This is a genomic window from Streptomyces sp. NBC_00440 (assembly GCF_036014215.1).
In the GTDB taxonomy this organism is placed as follows: domain Bacteria; phylum Actinomycetota; class Actinomycetes; order Streptomycetales; family Streptomycetaceae; genus Streptomyces.
In genome coordinates, this window is the sequence record NZ_CP107921.1 from 2,468,690 (window position 1) to 2,482,158 (window position 13,469).

Genomic DNA, 13,469 nt, shown 5'->3' on the forward strand with positions numbered 1-13,469 from the left:
GGACCGCCGACGGTCCTGCAATTCTTATGACCGCCCGGCGGCCGGCAGCCTCCGGACGGCCCCCAGCACTCAGGTGACCTTGTAATCCTGCCCCAGCACCACGGTGACGTCCGCATTCGCGGCGGCCTTGCCCTTGTGGACCGATCCGGCCGGCAGCCCCAGCGTCTTCGCCACTTCCTCCGCCTTGGCCTTCTGCGCCGGGTCGCCATAGCTGACCTGCGACGACGCCGTGGCGCTTGCGGTTCCGCCGACCGCGACCGAGTAGCCGCCGTTGACGAGGGCGATCCTGGCGCTCTCCGTCGCGGCCGTCCGGCCGCTGGCGTTGCTGATCGCCACGCTCACCGCATCGCCCTGGTCGGGCGCCTTCACCGAACCGCCGAGTACGTTCTTGACCACACTGGCGCTCGCCTGCGGGCTGATCGTGCCGTCGCTCCGTACGGACAGCAGCTGCGTGCTGTAGTCGCCCTTCTTCGCGTGTGCGGCGAGTTTGGCCAGGGACGCGCCCAGGTCCTTGTCGGTCAGGGACGGGTCCAGGATCTGCGCCAGGTTCTTCACGGTGGCCGTCGCGGCCTGCGGATCGTCCGAGATCTTCTTCAGGACGCCCTGCATGACCTGCCCGAACCGCTCCAGCTGCTTCGCCTCGGGCTCGCCGGGCGCGCGGTAGGTGGAGTACGCGACCGCCATCTGACCGCTGAGCGTCTGGTCCTTGCCCCGGTGCACCAGCGGCTCGGCGCCCTTCTTGGTGTCCGGCACGTCGACGTCGGTGTCGATGTCGATATTGCCGACCATCTCGACCAGGTTCTCCAGATACGGGGTGTCGAGCCGCCAGGTGCCGCCGATCTTGGCTCCGAGGAGGGTGTCCAGCGCGTCCCTGGTGCCGTCCGAGCCGTCGTCGTCCACGGACTTGCCGAGCGTGGTCGCCGTGCCGTCATCGTTCGACACGGCAAGGGAGTTGGGCAGCAGGAGCGTGGTGCCCTTGCCGGTGGTGACGTTGTCGACGAGCAGCGCGGTCGATGTGCCGCCGCTCTTCGTGTTGTGCAGATGGACCACGATCGCGTTGCGCTGCTGCGCGCCGGAGGCCGTGGCGCTGCCGTCGCCCGCTCCGGAGATCCCGGGCAGCTTGCCCGCGTACCAGAGATAGCCGACACCGCCCGCGACGACGAGCGCCAGCACGACGACCAGCGAAACGACGCGGGTACGTCCCCGGCGCCTCGCCTCCTCGCGCCGCTCGGTGCGGCTCTCGGTGAACTTCAGCCAGTCGATGACGTCTTCGGAGTCCTCGTCGGGCTCCTCGATGAAGGAGAACTGCTCGGTCTTGTACTCGTCGTCACCCGGAGCGGCGGGCCGGCGCTGGCCGGGAACGGCCCGCTGCGGCTGCTCGGGCTGCCGCGGCGCCTGGGTCTCGGAGGGCTGCGGCTGATGGGGCTGGGCCGCCTGCGGGGGCTGTGTCCGAGGGGGCTGCGCCTGCGGTGCCTGGCTCTGCTGCGGGATCCACTGCTGGGCCGTGTCCACCGCGGGCTGCTGCCCGGTCTGCCCGGCCTGCCCGGTGTCGTAGTCGTAGCCCTGGCTCTGCCCCTGACTCTGCCCCTGACCCTGGTACGGCGCGGGCGGGGGCTGCTGCTGCGCGTACGGGTCGTATCCGTACCCCGGAGCCTGCTCGTGCTGCCGGCCGTACGGGTCGTACTGCTGCTGAGGCTGGTGTTGCTGCTGATCCTGCTGCTGCGGCTGCACCTGCTGGTACACCGGCTGCCCGTATTCGTCGTACCCGACGAGCTGCATCGGCTGCCCGTACTGGTCGTACTGAACGTACGGGTTCTGTCGGTCGTTCAACGGTGCCCCTCTCACGGCTCATTCGCCGCGGTACAGCTGGCGCTTGTCGATGTAGCGCACCACACCGTCCGGAACCAGATACCAGACCGGGTCCCCCTGCTCGACCCGGGCGCGGCAGTCGGTCGACGAGATCGCCAGGGCGGGCACCTCCACCAGGGAGACACCGCCCTCCGGCAGGCCGTCGTCCGTCAGGACATGGCCCGGCCTGGTCACGCCGATGAAGTGGGAGAGCGCGAACAGCTCTTCGGCGTTCCGCCAGGTGAGGATCTGGGAGAGCGCGTCGGCCCCGGTGATGAAGAAGAGATCCGCATCGGTGTTGAGGCCGCGCAGATCCCGCAGGGTGTCGATGGTGTACGTCGGCCCGCCGCGGTCGATGTCGATGCGGCTGACCGAGAACTGCGGGTTCGACGCGGTCGCGATGACCGTCATCAGGTAGCGGTCCTCGGCCGGGGAGACGACCTTGTGGCTCTTCTGCCACGGCTGCCCGGTCGGCACGAACACGACCTCGTCCAGCTGGAACTGAGAGGCCACCTCACTGGCGGCCACCAGGTGTCCATGATGGATCGGGTCGAATGTCCCGCCCATCACGCCGAGACGCCTCTTCTGCTCTCCCATGCGTGCAGACCCTACTGGGCCGCCACCTACCCGTCTGCGCCCCGGGTCAGCGGTCGCGGTTGAAGCGGGTGGTGATCCACAGCAGCAGCAGGAGCGCGACGAACGCACCGCCACCGGTGAGGTAGGGGCTGAGGCTGGGGTGGTTACCGCCGTGTCCGCTCTCGGAGGCGAGAGTGGCGAGGCTGGCAGCGGTGCTGTGGAGGCTCATGGTCAGCAGGACCTATCCGGGAGTCGGAGCGGGGGCTTCGCGGACATCGTATGCGGGCCCGCTGGGCACGCTCACGCCGACTCAGTCGTTGTCGCGATATCCGCGCAGGAGAAACCAGGCGAGCAGGACAGCCCCGACAAGCAGGACGACCAGCAGGACCCGCAAGGTGTCGCCCGGCCCCTGCTGGTTCGAGGCAGCGGCGAGCAGTGTGGTCGCGTCCGGCATGACGGGTGCGCTCCTTCTCGGTGTAGGACCCCCGCCACACGGTAGCCCCACCGCATACGCTGGGGCCCGCCAGGGGGACGAGCAGGGCTCGAAGACAGAAGGCAGGGGGACATTCATGACAGACAGCGGTCACGAGAACAGTCACGAGAACGTGCCGGGAAGGAAACGCCGGCGCTTCGAGGGGATCTCCTCACGGGCGTACGAGCATCCGGCGGACCGGTCGGCCCTGGTGGCGCTGCGCAAGCTCACCGGTTTCGACACCGTCCTCAAGGCGCTCAGCGGGCTGCTGCCCGAGCGGAGCCTGCGCCTGCTCTTCCTCTCCGACTCGGTGCGGGTGAGCGACGCCCAGTTCGCGCACCTCCACGTCATGCTGCGCGACGCCTGCTACATCCTGGACCTGGAGAAGGTCCCCGCCATGTACGTCACGCAGAATCCCCAGCCCAACGCCATGTGCATCGGTCTGGACGAGCCGATCATCGTGGTCACCACGGGGCTGGTCGAGCTCCTCGACGAGGAGGAGATGCGCGCCGTCGTCGGCCATGAGACGGGCCACGCGCTCTCCGGCCACGCGGTGTACCGCACGATCCTGCTCTTCCTCACGAGCATCGCGCTGAAGGTCGCCTGGATCCCGCTGGGCAATGTGGCGATCATGGCGCTGGTGACGGGGCTGCGCGAGTGGTTCCGCAAGTCGGAGCTGTCCGCGGACCGGGCGGGGCTGCTCGTGGGCCAGGACCTCCGGGCGTCGATGCGCGGTCTGATGAAGATCGCCGGTGGCAACCATCTGCACGAGATGAACGTGGACGCGTTCCTGGAGCAGGCCGAGGAGTACGAGGCGGGCGGCGACCTGCGCGACTCGGTGCTCAAGATCATGAACGTGCTGCCGCGCAGCCACCCGTTCACCACCGTGCGCGCAGCCGAGCTGAAGAAGTGGGCGGAGAGCCGGGACTTCCAGCGGATCATGGACGGGCACTACCCCCGGCGCGACGAGGACAAGGACGCGTCGGTCGGCGAGTCCTTCCGGGAGTCCGCATCGCACTACGCCGACACGGTGCGTACCAGCAAGGACCCGCTGATGAAGCTGGTGGGCGATATCGCGGGCGGTGCGGGCGACCTGGGCGGGAAGCTGCGCGGGAAGTTCACCGGTGGCGGAGCGGGCGGCGCCAGGGGCGACGCCGGGAAGGGCGGGCGCGGCACGGACGGCAGCACCGACGACGGCCCTGCCACCGGTACGGAAGGACCGCTTGCGGACTAGAGCCGCGGCACCGGGTCCGGGCCCGGGGCCGCTCGTCCGGATCGTGCCGGGCCCCTGGGATCTGGCCTAATCCGATCCCAGGGCCTTGGCCGCGAGCGTCCCGCACAGTGCGGTGGCCGGGCCGGTGGCGTACGGATCGGTCCCGGCCGGGCCGCCGTCGGCCGCGTGCTGCCCGGCGAGCAGCGGGCGCAGCCGGTTCGCCGCGTCGGCCGTGCAGCTCTGCGGCCCGGCCTGCACATCGGCGAAGGTCACCTGCGCCTGGTGCAGCCGCAGGTCCTCCGCGCCGAAGCGGAAGTGCACCTCGCGGCGGACGGTGAACAGCGAGGCGCCGTCCGGCTTCGCGGGCCCGGCCTTCGTGCCCCGGGGGGCGGCCGGCCTGAGCGCGTAGACGAAGGTGTGGTCCGCGGTCACCTCCAGCGTCCGGTCCGTGGCCTCCGCGTACCGCAGGACGCCCGCCACCCGCACATCGGAGCCGGCCAGCGCCACCTGTGCGGGGTCGAAGCGAACCAGCCAGCCGGTCGCGGCGTGACGGCCGTCCGCCGATGGCGCTGTCAGGCTCTGGTCGAACTGCGGGTACTGGTCCGGGGCGATCAGGTCCCTGACCTTCTCAGCAGAGCCGCCCATCAGCACCGTGGGGTCCAGCGAGGACTCCACGACGTACTCCTTGGCGATCTTCAGTGCTGCCAGTACGTCGCTGTACGCGAAGTGCGCGGTGCTCCGGGCCCCGGGCGGGTTCACTCCGGAGATGCCGGTACGGAACTCGGCGGCCGGACTGTGCGCGAAGAGCTCAGCGGGTGTCCCGCCCGGCACCGCGCCTCGCGGCGCGAGCGGAATCACCGTGGTGTGCAGCGGTTCGGCGCGGCTGACCTGCGGCGGCCGGTACGGGTGGTGGATGCCCATGAAGACCGCGGTGCCGAAGGCCAGCACCAGCAGCGCCAGTGCGACGAGCAGGCGCACAGGGCCTCTGCCGGGCCATCCGGAGCGGCTGCGGACGGCCCGGGCGTGCCGGCCCATCCGCTCCTGCGCGGAGAACTCCTGGAGCCGGGCAGCCTTGATGAACGATTCGTCGAAGACGACGGACCGGTACTCGTCCTCGCCACCGCTGGGCAGGCCCTCGGGTGACCCCTCGGGTGGCTCATCGCGCCCCGCCATACCTTGAGAGTAGGTCGCGGCGGGGCTGCGTAAACGCCCCGGTACGGGCCAACTTCCGAGCCGCCGGCACACCGTCCGCGCGTGGCGGCGCGGCAGCCATGGCCGGGGCGGGTCCGGGCGGTCGGCTGCCGCGGTCAGGGCGTGCGCGGAAGCGCGGCGGCCGGTGGGGCCGAATGGCCGAGCGAGCGGCCGGCCGCGTGGCCCGCCGGAACCGATTCCGCCGGGGACGGCCCGGTGACGCCCGTGCCGCCCGGCACGGCGCCGACCCCGGTCGTCACCGGCGCGGGCACCTGGTCCTGCCGGCTGGCCGACGCTCCCCGGTAGACCGCGGCGAAGGCCAGGGCCACCATGCCGATCCCCATGACGAGGGCCAGCAGCCAGGCCACCGGCCGGTGCCAGCGCGCCCGGCCGCGGTACGGGCGCAGCACACCGCCGTGCGGCCCGTAGGGGCCGCTCTCGGCGCCGTCGGGGCCCACGCCGTACTCCCCGGCGTCGCCCGGCCCGTACAGCAGGCCGTAGTCCGCGGCGTTCTCGCGGAGGAACTCGTCGTACTCGTCGAAGTCATCGCCGCCGGAGCCGCCCGCGCGCGCTCTGGCGGCCTCGGCCTCCGCGCGCGCCTCCGCGGCGGCCAGCAGCCGTTCGACGGCGGTCGGTTCGTGGATGGTGGCGGCCCTGACGAAGTCCTCGCCGAAGACCACGGAGGCGAATTCCTCGTCCGCTCCTCCGCGGTCGTCGTCAGGCTCCCAGCCGTCCTGGAACGGCCTGCCCCCCACGTCGTCCGGCACGGAATCAGAGTAGACCCGGTGGGTGGATTTGGGCAGGGAGAGTGCGAAGTCGACCGGTCAGCGGGTCACCGAATGTGACCGTCTCCCGTCACGATGTACTTGGTCGAGGTCAGCTCGGGCAGCCCCATCGGCCCCCGGGCGTGCAGCTTCTGGGTGGAGATGCCGATCTCGGCGCCGAATCCGAACTGACCTCCGTCGGTGAACCGGGTGGACGCGTTGACAGCCACCGTCGTGGAATCGACCAGCTGGGTGAAACGGCGGGCCGCGGCCTGCGAGGTGGTGACGATCGCCTCGGTGTGGCCGGATGTCCACAGCCTGATGTGCGCGACGGCCGCGTCCAGCGAGTCGACGACGGCGGCCGCGATGTCGTACGAGAGGTACTCGGCCTCCCAGTCGTCCGCGGTCGCCTCGACGACGGTCGCCTTCGTCCCGTCGGCGTACCCGAGCACCCGCTCGTCGCCGTGCACGGTCACGCCCGCCTCGCCGAGCGCGTCGAGCGCCTTCGGCAGGAACGCGTCCGCGATGTCCCGGTGGACCAGGAGCGTCTCGGCCGCGTTGCAGACGGAGGGCCGCTGGGCCTTGGAGTTGACGAGGATGGCGACGGCCATGTCGATGTCGGCCTGCGCGTCCACGTACACATGGCAGTTGCCGGTGCCGGTCTCGATGACCGGCACGGTGGACTGCTCGACGACGGTACGGATCAGGGACGCGCCGCCGCGCGGGATCAGCACGTCGACCATGCCGCGGGCGCGCATCAGCTCCCGTACGGACTCGCGGGACTCCCCCGGCACGAGCTGGATGGCGTCGGCCGGCAGCCCGGAGCCCCCGACGGCGTCGCGCAGCACCCGTACGAGCGCGGTGTTGGAGGCGTACGCGGAGGCCGAGCCGCGCAGCAGCACCGCGTTGCCCGACTTCAGGCAGAGCGCGGCGGCGTCCACCGTCACATTGGGCCTGGCCTCGTAGATGATCCCGACGACGCCGAGCGGCACCCGCACCTGGCGCAGGTCGATTCCGTTGGGCAGCGTCGAGCCCCGTACGACCTCGCCGACCGGGTCGGGCAGCGCCGCGACGTCCCGTACATCACCGGCGATCGCGCGGATGCGCTCGGGGGTGAGGGTGAGGCGGTCGATGACCGTCTCGGCGGTACCGGCGGCCCTGGCCTTCGCGACGTCCTCGGCGTTGGCCTCGACGATCTCGGACGAACGCACTTCGAGCGCGTCGGCGATGGCCAGCAGCGCGTCGTCCTTGGCCGCGCGCGGCAGTGGCGCGAGGTCGGCCGCGGCGGCGCGGGACCGGTAGGCGGCCTGGATGACCGGGGACTGGTCGGAGAGCGGGGAGAGCGAGGTCATGCCCGCAGACTAATGCGCGGTCTGCGGGCGTCCGTCCGCTATCCCACGCTCCGAGACAGCGGGGACCGGCGGGGACCGTACGGGCCGCTCCCCGGGGGTGTGCCGGCAGGGGGTGTGCCGGCAGGGGGTGGTCAGTACGGGTGCACCCCGACGGGCGCCGCGGGCGGCGGGCCGTATCCCTCGGCTATCCGCAGGTGGTAGGTCTCGCGGTCGATGACCTCCAGGCCCACGATCTCCCACGGCGGCAGCTGCGACGTCGAGCGGTGCTCGCCCCAGAGCCGCAGGGCCACCGCGGCGGCGTCGTGCAGGTCCCGCGCCTCCTCCCAGTAGCGGATCTCGGCGTGGTCGTCGGCGTACCGGCTGGTCAGCAGGAAGGGGTGGTCGTGCGCGAGCTGTTCGAGACCGCGTCTGACCTCCTTGAGCGGGGCGGGACGGCCCGACACGCTCAGGGTGATGTGCCACAGCTTGGACAGTGCGGCTTCCTCCGGGGGCTGCTGGGGCCGCTGTTCCCCGTCCGCGTCCGCTTCCGGGCGTTCCTCGAAGCCGGCCCCCGCGCCGACACTCGTCAGGGTCCGCTCCCCGGTTCCTCGGGGCGGTGCCCCGGGACGGGCTCGTCTCACCGGCGGCCTCCTGTGTGCGTTGCGGCGTCTGCCCCGCGGCGACGGGCCGGGCAGCGGTCGGGAGCGGGCTCCCGGGACAAAGTTGACCAGCCCGGCGCCCGGCGCGTGACGGTTTTCCGGAAGGTCCCTGCTGAAAGGCTGGTGTTTCAGCCGTTTCAGGGGGCCATGACAACGAGATCGTCCCTGTGTACGACTTCCCGCTCGTAGGCAGGACCGAGTTCCCGGGCCAGGTCCCGGGTGGAGCGGCCGAGCAGCTGGGGGAGCTCCTTGGCGTCGAAGTTCACCAGACCGCGGGCGACGGTGCGGCCCTCGGTGTCCCGCAGCTCCACCGGGTCCCCGGCGCTGAACTCGCCCTCGACGGCGGCGATTCCGGCGGGCAGCAGCGAGGAGTTCCGCTCCACGACCGCCCGTACCGCGCCGTCGTCCAGGGTGAGCGCACCGCGTGGGGTCGACGCGTGCTGGAGCCAGAGCAGTCGGTCGGCCGAACGGCGGCCGGTGCTGTGGAAGTACGTACCGGTGTCCCGGCCAGCGAGGGCGTCGGCGGCGCGCGATGCCGAGGTCAGCACCACCGGGACGGAGGCCGCGGCGGCGATCCTGGCCGCCTCGACCTTGGTGACCATGCCGCCGGTGCCCACGCCGGCCTTGCCCGCCGAGCCGATGGAGACGTGCGCGATGTCTCCGGGCCCCGCCACCTCCGCGATCCGGCGGGCACCCGGCGTGGCCGGGTCCCCGTCGTACAGGCCGTCGACGTCCGAGAGCAGGACGAGCAGGTCGGCCCGGACGAGATGGGCCACGAGAGCGGCAAGACGGTCGTTGTCACCGAAGCGGATCTCGTCCGTGGCCACCGTGTCGTTCTCGTTGACGACCGGCAGGGCGCCCATGGTCAGGAGCTGGTCCAGGGTCCGGTAGGCGTTGCGGTAGTGCGCCCGGCGGCTGGTGTCGTCGGAGGTCAGCAGCACCTGGCCGACCCGGACGCCGTAGCGCGCGAACGACGCGGTGTACCGGGCGACGAGCAGCCCCTGGCCGACACTGGCGGCGGCCTGCTGCCTGGCCAGGTCCTTGGGCCGGCGGGCCAGGCCCAGCGGCGCGAGTCCCGCGGCGATGGCGCCGCTGGAGACGAGCACGATCTCCTTCTCGCCGCCGCTCCTGACCTTGGCCAGTACGTCGACCAGGGCGTCCACCCGGTCCGCGTCGAGGCCGCCGGCCGCGGTCGTGAGGGAGGAGGATCCGACCTTCACGACGATCCTGCGGGCTTCCGTTACGAGTTGCCTTGCCTGTGTCACACGGCCGAATCTACGTCAGCCCTGTTCGCCGGTGCGCGGGGATTCCACGCGCTGGACAGGGTTGGCGGCGGCCCACTTGCGGAGCCTGCGCAGCCGGGTCCGCCCGGCCGCGGGCAGCCGGCGCCAGACCGGGGGGCAGGGCATGGCGTAGATGTGGTCCGGAATTCCGGCGGAGGGGTCCCTGAAGTACGGGAGGTCGAGGTAGTACGTGCCGTTGAGGCCCCGGCCGACGCGCTCGGGCTGCTTGTTCTGCTGGAGCTGGGTGAGCACACCGGTGAGGAGGTCGGTCCGGCCGAGCGCGACGCAGTGCAGCCGCAGTCTCTCGGCCGGCTTGAGTCTCCTGGCCACGCCCGGGTTCCAGTACGCGGCCATCAGCGGCGCCGCGAGTTCCATGCGCTTCTGCTGCACAGCGGCGGACTGCTTGAGGAAGCCGGCGGCGAACTGCGGGAGCAGGGTGACCACGAAGGGACGCACCATGAGCTTGTCGCGCTGTGTGCCCGGCGGTACGCACTCGGCTATCAGCCCCATCAGGGCCCGCGCCGAGTCGAACCGCAGCAGGTAACTGCCGCTCTTCGTCACGTGTTTGCCGTCGTCGCGTCCGACCAGGTAGTAGCAGGTGTAGTCGGAGATGACGGACACCCCGTCGCCGCGCAGATAGGTCTCCAGGGTGAAGAGAGCGTCCTCGCCCGTCTTGAGGCCCTCGTCGAAGGTGATCCCGAGGCGTTCGAGCAGTGCGCGCCGGAAAAGTTTCTGGGCGCTCAGGGTGAACTTGATCTGCGAGTCGAAGACGTCCGCGCGCTCGACGGTCTCCCTCCACATGGACTTGGGGGCGCCGCGGTTGACGCCGACGACCTTCCCGAGCACCACGTCCGTACCTGCGCGGTCGCCCATCGCGACCATGCGTTCGAGGGCCTCATCGCCGAAGTAGTCGTCCGCGTCGAGGAAGAACACATAGCGGCCGCGAGCGAGTCCGAGACCGACGTTGCGCGGTCCGCTGGGGCCCCCGGAGTTCTTCTGCCGCACCACGGTGGTGCGTATCTTCGATCGGGCGGCGAACTCCTCCAGGTACTCCCCCGTGCCGTCCGTCGATCCGTCGTCGACGGCGACGATCTCGATCCGGTCCGCGCCCAGGGACTGGGCCTCCACGGACTCAAGGCACTTCACGAGGTACGGCATTGCTTCATAGGCACCGACGACAACGGTCACATCGGGCTCACTTGTGCTCATCACAACAGCAAGACCGGTGGATACGGCACATGGTTGCCTCACAGGCCGTACTGATATTCGCCAAGGTTCGAGCCGCGTGTGGCGATATCACACCCCATCGGCGGCGGTACCCCCACCCTCACTTCCGGAATTTTACATTCCCCATACGGCGGGGGCAGCCGGAGGGAACCACTCCGCACCCGATATAGTCACCGCCCGGCGGACGGCTCTCCAACAGCACGAAGCGGCACGGCACGAAGCGCGCCGAGGGGCACGGCGAGAGGCGGGCGGCGAATTACGGTCCCGTGGGAATTCCCCCCCCGTCCGGTCACTGTGGAAACCCCCCACAGATTCCTGATGTCCCGGCAGCGGAAATTGCAGACAAGGACGTGATCTGATGCGGCAGCTCGCCATCGAGGGAGCCTGGGTCCATGAGCCGAAGGTCTTCCCGGACAGCCGCGGCAGCTTCCACGAGTGGTTCAAGGAGCCCGATCTGTCCGAGGCGGCAGGCCACAGCCTGCGGCTGGCCCAGGCCAACTGCTCGGTGTCCCGCAAGGGCACGCTGCGCGGGATCCACTTCGCCGACGTGCCGCCGAGCCAGGCCAAGTACGTCAAGTGCGTGCGCGGCGCCATTCTCGACGTCGTCGTGGACATCCGGGTCGGCTCACCCACGTACCGGAAGTGGGAGGCCGTACGGCTCGACGACGTGGACCACCACTCCGTCTACCTCTCCGAAGGGCTCGGCCACGCGCTGCTGGCGCTGACGGACGACGCCACCGTGGTCTACCTCTGCTCCACCGGGTACGCCCCGCAGCGCGAGCACGGCATCCACCCGCTCGACCCGGACCTGGCCATCGACTGGCCGGCGGACGTCACCCCGCTGCTCTCCGACAAGGACGCGGCGGCTCCCACGCTCGCCGAGGCCGAGGCCCAGGGGCTGCTGCCCTCGTACGCGGACTGCGTCGCGTACGCCGAGAAGCTGCGCGGCTGAACCCGGCGCGGGACGGCGGCCACGCCCCTGACGGGGTGCGCGGCCGTCCGATCCCGCGTGGTCAGCCGGTGACGCGCTCGATCTGCCTGCGCAGACCGGTGAAGGCCGAGCGCGGGCGGTTGAGGTTGCGGGCGCGGATGAGACCGGGCCAGAACCCCGCGCCGAGCAGTGCCTCGGGGGCCACCGCGCGCTTGCGGCTCAGCACCGCCTCCGGGACGTCCTGCGGGTCCTCGGTGATGTACTCCGCGAGGATGGCGTCGTAGTTGTCCTTCAGTACGGTGCTCGACGGGTCGGCGCCGAAGACGGCGACCACTCCGGTCGGCTTGGTGTCCACCTCGACCACCAGCAGGTCGGGGCGGAACCGGCGCAGCACTTCGGCGACCTTGTAGACATCGCCCGTCCACGCCCCGGTGTGCCGGTCGCGGGCCGCCTCGTCGACGTTGCGCGGCAGCATGTCGTCCAGCACGATCACGCTGTTCCAGCGGGCGTGCTTCTCGACGTTCATGAAGTCGCGCAGGGCGAACTCGAAGAGGTGCATGCCGTCGATGAACGACAGCTCCAGGCGGGGGTCGGCGCCCAGGAGCCCCAGCGGGTCCCGCCGGGCGAGGGCCCGGAAGGGGTTGCGTCCGGGCCGCAGGTGCAGCAGCGGGTCCTTGCGGGCGAAGAACGCGTCGCTCGTCTGCTTGACCAGATGCACGTCGCAGCTGATCGATGTCACGACCTTGAATGCGGGGTCGACAGCGATGGAAGGCACCCGGGAAAGCGCCAGACTGCGCCCGTCATTGACGCCGATCTCCAGATACGTGCGGGGACGGTATATGCGATGGATTCCGCGCAGGAATTCATGACGGTTCACGGGGAGCGCCCTTCGTCGAAAATAACGACTGGTCCGATCCCCGGCGAAGCTACATCATGAGTGCCGGGCCGTGAAAGCGCCGGCGCTGATGTAAACATCCACCGACCGGGTCACCCCGGAAGGCGGCAGAATATCTACGGAATCTCCGCACGCTCTCCTCCTGCCGGGCCGAGCCGGCGGATCAGGAGCGCTCGGCGGCGACCACCGCGGGGAACGCGTCGGCCAGCGCGAGCCGCCAGTCACGGAGCGGTTCGATGCCGGCGGCCGCCCAGCGGTCGTGCCCGAGCACGCTGTACGCGGGGCGCGGCGCGGGCCGCACGAAGGCCTCGCTGGTCGTGGGCAGCACCCGCGCCGGGTCGGCGTCCAGCAGCCGGAAGATCTCCCGGGTGAGCCCGAACCAGGTCGTCGCACCGGCGCTGGTGCCGTGGTAGACGCCCGCGGGCGCGGTACCGGCGAGGGCGCCCGTGCCGAGCCGCACCAGCAGATCCGCCAGATCGGCGGTCCAGGTGGGCTGGCCGCGCTGGTCGTCCACCACGTCCAGGGTGTCCTTGACGCCCTCAAGCCGGACCATCGTCCGGACGAAGTTGCCGCCCCCCGCCCCGTACAGCCAGGCCGTGCGCACCACGTACCCGCGCTCGGGCAGCACGCTCAGCACGGCCTGCTCCCCGGCCAGCTTGGTGCGGCCGTACGCGCTGCGCGGGGCCACCGGGGCGTCCTCGGCGTACGGCCGGGTGCCGTCACCGGCGAACACGTAGTCCGTGGAGATCTGGAGCAGCACGGCGCCGGTCTCCCGGCACGCCTCGGCCAGGACCCGGGGGCCCGTGCCGTTGACGGCGAGCGCCTGGTCCTCCTTCGCCTCGGCGTCGTCGACCGCGGTCCAGGCCGCGCAGTTGACGACGACCGCCGGGCGGTGCTCCGCCAGCGCGCCGCGTACGGCCCCCGGGTCGGTGATGTCGAGCGCCGCACGGTCCAGGCCGGCCGCCGGGGTGCCGTCGTCCGCCAGTCGTGCGAGGAGGTCCCGGGCGAGCATCCCGCCGGCTCCGGTGACCAGCCAACTGCCGCTCATGTCTCACCTGTTCTCTGCGTCCGGCGCGTCG

The 13,469-nt window shown here is 71.1% G+C and carries 14 protein-coding genes; 2 read left to right on the forward strand and 12 right to left on the reverse strand.

Annotated elements, in window-relative coordinates; genetic code table 11:
- Positions 1-69: 69 nt before the first annotated feature.
- The 4 genes from OHB13_RS11000 to OHB13_RS11015 all read right to left on the reverse strand — a co-directional run bounded on the left by OHB13_RS11000 (position 70) and on the right by OHB13_RS11015 (position 2,878).
- Positions 70-1,830, reverse strand: a complete 1,761-nt coding sequence (locus tag OHB13_RS11000; protein WP_328376931.1) for a LytR C-terminal domain-containing protein — start codon at positions 1,828-1,830, stop codon at positions 70-72.
- 18 nt (positions 1,831-1,848) lie between these two features.
- Positions 1,849-2,445 (reverse strand): nicotinate-nucleotide adenylyltransferase, encoded by a 597-nt coding sequence (gene nadD, locus OHB13_RS11005; protein ID WP_266857085.1) that lies wholly within the window; start codon positions 2,443-2,445, stop codon positions 1,849-1,851.
- Positions 2,446-2,491: 46 nt separating this feature from the next.
- Positions 2,492-2,653, reverse strand: a complete 162-nt coding sequence (locus OHB13_RS11010) for a hypothetical protein (RefSeq protein ID WP_266857083.1) — start codon at positions 2,651-2,653, stop codon at positions 2,492-2,494.
- A gap of 81 nt (positions 2,654-2,734) precedes the next feature.
- Entirely contained in the window at positions 2,735-2,878 is a 144-nt protein-coding gene (locus OHB13_RS11015) for a hypothetical protein (protein WP_266857081.1), read from the reverse strand.
- Positions 2,879-2,993: 115 nt separating this feature from the next.
- Here OHB13_RS11015 and OHB13_RS11020 point away from each other — a divergent pair, with 115 nt between their 5' ends.
- A complete protein-coding gene (locus OHB13_RS11020) occupies positions 2,994-4,130 on the forward strand; it encodes a M48 family metallopeptidase (protein ID WP_266857079.1) in 1,137 nt (378 codons plus the stop codon).
- A 66-nt stretch (positions 4,131-4,196) separates the two neighbouring features.
- On the opposite strand, the gene OHB13_RS11025 is transcribed toward OHB13_RS11020, so the two are convergent.
- The 6 genes from OHB13_RS11025 to OHB13_RS11050 all read right to left on the reverse strand — a co-directional run bounded on the left by OHB13_RS11025 (position 4,197) and on the right by OHB13_RS11050 (position 10,546).
- Complete coding sequence (locus OHB13_RS11025) at positions 4,197-5,282, reverse strand: SCO2583 family membrane protein (protein ID WP_266857077.1); 1,086 nt, start codon at positions 5,280-5,282, stop codon at positions 4,197-4,199.
- A gap of 134 nt (positions 5,283-5,416) precedes the next feature.
- Positions 5,417-6,067 carry an SCO2584 family spore wall biosynthesis protein gene (locus OHB13_RS11030; protein ID WP_266857075.1) on the reverse strand — a complete coding sequence of 217 codons (651 nt, stop codon included), beginning with the start codon at positions 6,065-6,067 and terminating at the stop codon, positions 5,417-5,419.
- A gap of 65 nt (positions 6,068-6,132) precedes the next feature.
- The gene (locus OHB13_RS11035; RefSeq protein WP_266857073.1) at positions 6,133-7,416 is read right to left on the reverse strand and encodes a glutamate-5-semialdehyde dehydrogenase; all 1,284 of its coding nucleotides are present in this window, start codon (positions 7,414-7,416) and stop codon (positions 6,133-6,135) included.
- A 131-nt stretch (positions 7,417-7,547) separates the two neighbouring features.
- Positions 7,548-8,036 carry a hypothetical protein gene (locus tag OHB13_RS11040; protein ID WP_328376932.1) on the reverse strand — a complete coding sequence of 163 codons (489 nt, stop codon included), beginning with the start codon at positions 8,034-8,036 and terminating at the stop codon, positions 7,548-7,550.
- A gap of 155 nt (positions 8,037-8,191) precedes the next feature.
- Complete coding sequence (gene proB / locus OHB13_RS11045) at positions 8,192-9,319, reverse strand: glutamate 5-kinase (RefSeq protein WP_328376933.1); 1,128 nt, start codon at positions 9,317-9,319, stop codon at positions 8,192-8,194.
- Between the two features lie 15 nt (positions 9,320-9,334).
- Positions 9,335-10,546, reverse strand: a complete 1,212-nt coding sequence (locus OHB13_RS11050; protein ID WP_328376934.1) for a glycosyltransferase family 2 protein — start codon at positions 10,544-10,546, stop codon at positions 9,335-9,337.
- 376 nt (positions 10,547-10,922) lie between these two features.
- Here OHB13_RS11050 and rfbC point away from each other — a divergent pair, with 376 nt between their 5' ends.
- A complete protein-coding gene (gene rfbC / locus OHB13_RS11055) occupies positions 10,923-11,516 on the forward strand; it encodes a dTDP-4-dehydrorhamnose 3,5-epimerase (protein ID WP_266857065.1) in 594 nt (197 codons plus the stop codon).
- Between the two features lie 61 nt (positions 11,517-11,577).
- On the opposite strand, the gene OHB13_RS11060 is transcribed toward rfbC, so the two are convergent.
- Positions 11,578-12,372 (reverse strand): class I SAM-dependent methyltransferase, encoded by a 795-nt coding sequence (locus OHB13_RS11060; RefSeq protein WP_266857063.1) that lies wholly within the window; start codon positions 12,370-12,372, stop codon positions 11,578-11,580.
- 181 nt (positions 12,373-12,553) lie between these two features.
- Entirely contained in the window at positions 12,554-13,438 is an 885-nt protein-coding gene (gene rfbD, locus OHB13_RS11065) for a dTDP-4-dehydrorhamnose reductase (protein WP_328376935.1), read from the reverse strand.
- Positions 13,439-13,469 lie beyond the last annotated feature (31 nt).